Source organism: Oleiphilus sp. HI0125 (genome assembly GCF_001635355.1).
In genome coordinates this window covers 1-604 of the sequence record NZ_LWGF01001331.1, presented here as the reverse complement: position 1 = coordinate 604, position 604 = coordinate 1, and the positions used below count along the sequence as shown (strand labels likewise).

The window sequence follows — 604 nt, the reverse complement described above, 5'->3', positions numbered from 1 at the left end:
CTGCCAGGCGTTTAGCTTTCTGTACTTTCTTCTTCATCTTCCAAAAAGTGCGAGAAATTTCGGTTTAATGCGTTTCTCGCTTCTTTGACGCCTGTTCCTTTCAAACTCGAAAACAACAAAATATCATTGATAAAACCGTGATCTTCCAGTGCTTTGCGTACCTGTAAGAGAACAGTTTTAGCTGGCCCATATTTCAATTTGTCTGCTTTCGTCAAAAGAATGGTTGTACTGAGTTCGCTCTTTTTGCTCCAGTCGAGCAGCATCGTGTCGAACTCTGTAAGGGGCTTTCGGATATCCATAATCAGCACTAAGCCTACTAGGCTGTCTCTGTTTTGAAGGTAATCTTCAAGGTGGCGTCCCCATGCTTCCTTCATGTCTAGGGACACTTTTGCATAGCCGTAACCCGGTAAGTCGACCAAGCGCACGCCTTCTATATCTAGGGAGAAGAAATTGATCAGTTGCGTGCGACCAGGTGTTTTACTTGTGCGCGCCAGTTTCTTGTTTTGAGTGATGCTATTAATAGCAGAGGACTTTCCGGCATTTGACCTGCCAGCAAAGGCAATTTCGATTCCGTTATCACTCGGACAGTTTGAAAGTTTTGAGC

1 protein-coding gene is annotated in these 604 nt (G+C 44.5%); it reads right to left on the bottom strand.

Features of this window, described 5'->3' with window-relative positions:
- Nucleotides 1–11: 11 nt before the first annotated feature.
- Nucleotides 12–604 (bottom strand): ribosome biogenesis GTP-binding protein YihA/YsxC (yihA, locus tag A3762_RS22875; RefSeq protein WP_068757798.1); only part of this gene is annotated, 593 nt, incomplete at its 5' end.